At 75.6% G+C, this 3,439-nt stretch carries 3 protein-coding genes; all 3 read right to left on the bottom strand.

The window, feature by feature from the left end:
- Positions 1-160 precede the first annotated feature (160 nt).
- On the bottom strand, positions 161-1,369 hold the full coding sequence (locus tag Acit_RS03825) for an acetyl-CoA C-acetyltransferase (RefSeq protein ID WP_248105851.1): 1,209 nt from the start codon (positions 1,367-1,369) through the stop codon (positions 161-163).
- Between the two features lie 126 nt (positions 1,370-1,495).
- Positions 1,496-2,935: an MFS transporter gene (locus tag Acit_RS03820; protein ID WP_248105850.1), complete on the bottom strand. Its 1,440-nt coding sequence runs from the start codon at positions 2,933-2,935 to the stop codon at positions 1,496-1,498.
- A partial coding sequence (locus tag Acit_RS03815) for a GntR family transcriptional regulator (protein WP_248105849.1) occupies positions 2,932-3,439 on the bottom strand: 508 nt, incomplete at its 5' end. The genes Acit_RS03815 and Acit_RS03820, both read right to left, overlap by 4 nt.

The following is a 3,439-nucleotide window of genomic DNA, read 5'->3' as shown; positions in this document are numbered from 1 at the left end:
AGGCACTCAAGTGTCGCCCCTGGCCCACCGGGACCGGCACCCGGCGAACCGGCGGGAGGTGGCCGGTGGGCAGGCCCAGCTCGGCCGCGTTCTCGGCCAGCAAGCCGAACTCGTCGTAGGGGATGCGCTCCACCCTCCCAGTCTTCCCCGCTGACCGGCCTCAGCCCACCCGCTCGATCACCGCGGCGATGCCCTGGCCGCCCCCGATGCACATGGTCTCGAGGCCGATGGTCAGGTCTCGCCGCTGCAACTCGTGCAGCAACGTGACCAGGATCCGGGCTCCGGTGGCCCCGATGGGGTGCCCCAGGGCGATCCCCGAGCCCAGCGGGTTCAAGCGCTCGTCCTCCTCGTCGAGGCCCCACTCGGTGGTCACCGCCAGCACCTGGGCGGCGAACGCCTCGTTCAGCTCGATCCGGTCGCAGTCGGCCAGCCCGAGCCCGGCCTTCGCCAGGGCCTTGGCGGTCGCCGGCACCGGGCCGAGGCCCATCTCGGCCGGGTCGACCCCGGCCACCGCCCAGGACCGCAGCCGGGCCAGCGGTCGCAGGCCCAGCTCGGCGGCCCGGGCCGGGTGGGTCACCACCACGCAGGCCGCCCCGTCGTTCTGCCCGCTGGCGTTCCCGGCGGTGACCGTGGCCTCGGGGTCCTCCCTGGCCATGACCGGCCGCAGGGCCGCCAGGGCCTCCAGGGTCGTGTCCGGCCGGGGGTGCTCGTCCTGGCTCACCACCGTCTCGCCCCGTCGGCCCCGCACGGTGACCGGCACGATCTCCTGGTCGAACCAGCCGGCCCGCTGCGCGGCGACCGCCCGCTGGTGGGACCGCAGGGCCAGGCGGTCCTGGCGCTCTCGGGGGATGCGGTAGCGGCGGCGGAGGTTCTCGGCCGTCTCGATCATGCCGCCCGGGATCACGTAGCGCCGCCCCCCGGCGGCCACCCGGGCCTGGGCCAGCCGGTCCCGCAGCTCCACGTGCCCGGCCCGTGCCCCCCAGCGGGTCGCCGTCGAGTAGTACTCCACCTGGCTCATCGAGTCGGCCCCGCCGGCCAGCACCACCTCGGCCGCCCCGGTCTGGACCTCCATGGCGGCCACCAGCACCGCCTGGAGGCCCGAGCCGCAGCGCCGGTCCAGCTGGAAGCCCGGCACGCCGACCGGCAGCCCGGCGTCGAGGGCGGCCACCCGCCCGAGGGCCGGGGCCTCCCCGCTCGGGTATCCCTGGCCGAGGACCACGTCGTCGATCACCTCGGGGGGCAGCCCGCTCCGCTCGACCACCGCCTGGACCACGGTGGCCGCCAGCTCCGCCACCGACACCTCTCGCAGCGATCCGCCGAAGGCCCCGACCGGGGTCCGCAGCGGCTGACAGAACACGGCTTCTCGCACCCGACCGATGCTACGACCCCGACCACCCCTCGTGCGACTGTCGATCGCGTGGTCGTGGTGCGCACAGCCCTGGAGGCGAAGACGCCACCCCCGGTCTCGGTCCCCCGGGTCGGTCCCGGGGCTCGTTCAGGCCGAACCGGGCTCGGCGGCCGGTCGGGGTCGCCGTTCCAGGGCCAGGCCCAGGGCGGTGGCGAGGACCGGGGTTTCCACGGTCAGGAACATGACCCGATAGCCGAAGGCCGACGCCAGGGCTCCGCAGGCCAGAGGCACGAGGATCGTCACCAGGTTGGCGGTTGCCATCATCCGGGCGTTCGCCCGGGCAAGGAGGCCAGGGTCGGTGCCCTCCGCCAAGGTGGCCGAGGCCAAAGGGAAGGTGACGCCGTGCGGCGCGCCGAGGACGGCCAGGGCGGCGAAGAAGCTCAGGCTGCCGGGGCCACCGGCTAGGAGGAGCAGCCCGAGGACCGTCGCCGCGAGGGAGCCGGTGAGGACCAGGCGGGGGTGGCGAAGCGGGGAGTGGGCGGCCACCAGGGCACGGATCAGGAACGACACCGTGAAGAAGGCCCCGAAGCCGACCTCCACGCCGGCGGCGGAGACCCCGTCCACGTGGCGACCGAGCAGGCCCCCGAAGGTCACCAGTGCGGCGAAGGGTGCCTGGTAGGTCAGGAGCGTGAGCAGTGCCAGGCGGAACGCCGGGTGGCGCCACAGCGGCGGGTGCGGTCGGCGGTGGGGGCGCGGGCGGCGGCTCGAGCGGTCGTGGGGTGCGGGGAGGGGCTGCCCGCCGGGCAGGGTGGTGAGCGGGGTGTCGGCCTCGGTCGACTCGGCGGATCCGAAGGACGAGGGGGACCTCGGACCCAGGGCCTCCTCCGAGGCGTTGTGGAGTTTGTGTGCATCGTTGTGAAAAGGCGTCGGCCGCAGAGGGCTCCCACCGTCCGCTGCCGGCCCCGGCAGGCCACCGCCGTGTCGCCGGGCGGCCGAGGCGACGAGGAGCGTGGCGAGGAGGGGGAGGGGGAGGAGGGCGGCGAACGCGTCCCGGAGCCGTTCGTGGAGGAGGTGCAGGACCGCAGCTTCGGCCAGGGGCCCGACGACCAGCCCGGCGGAGAGGGAGAGGGCGTAGACCGCCAGGGACCGGGCCCGCTGGCCCTGGGGGCCGCTGCCGATGGCGGTCATGGTGGCCGGGAACACCAGGCCGCCTCCGATGCCGAGGGCGGCCGCGGCCAGCCAGAGGCCGGGAAGGCCGGTGGGAAGGGCCAGGAGGACGAAGCTGGCCAGGGTGACGGCTTGGCCAGCGGTGATCGCCCAGAGGGCCCGGCGGGACGGGATGCGGGCGGTCAGGAACGCCGAGGTGGCGACCCCGGCGAGGCCGGCGAGGGCCGTCAGGACGCCGAGGGTGTCGTTGGCCACGTGGAGGCGGTCTCGGGCCAAGAGGGGGTAGGTGGTCTGGCCCATGTTCTGGGCGGCTCGGCCCAGAAGGGTGACGGCGAGGAGGAAGGGGACGGCGCCGGCGCTGGTCCCCCACCACCAGGTGGCGAGGGAGGAGCGTCCGGCCGCGGTGGGCGACCGGCTCACTCGTCGGGCGGATCGTCGAGGAGCTCGAGGGGGGTGAGGCGGAGGCTGGCGGGCATGGCCGGTTCGGGGCTGGTGCCCTGGGGCCAGCGAGCGACGATGCCGATCCGGTCGCCCCGGAGGAGGATGCGGCGGCGCTCGACGGCCCGCCCCTGGTGGAAGGTGCGGCGCTCGACGGCGAGGGCGGCCTGGCGGGTCCCCATCCCGAGGCGGAGGCGGTCGAGGGGATCGGGGAGGACCGGGCGGATCTCCTCCTCGCCGCTGTCGGGGCGGACCCCGCACCAGCGGGCCAGCTCCTCGTAGAGGGCGGTCCGGTGGAAGTCGACCTCGAGGAGGGGCTCGGCGATCTCGGCGGGGAGCCAGACCCGGTCGAGGGCCAGGGGCTGGTCGCCGGCGAGGCGGAGGCGCTCGAGGTAGACGAGGGGAGCGTCGGGCTCCCGGCCGAGGGCGGCGGCCGCGTCGGGGTCCTGGCGGCGATCAAGGGCGAGGACCTGGTTGGTCTGGGGG

The sequence above is a fragment of the Aciditerrimonas ferrireducens genome, from assembly GCF_023130475.1.
In the GTDB taxonomy this organism is placed as follows: Bacteria; Actinomycetota; Acidimicrobiia; order Acidimicrobiales; family UBA8190; genus Aciditerrimonas; species Aciditerrimonas ferrireducens.
The sequence above is the reverse complement of the archived record's forward strand: the minus strand, read 5'-3'. Positions and strand labels throughout refer to the sequence as shown.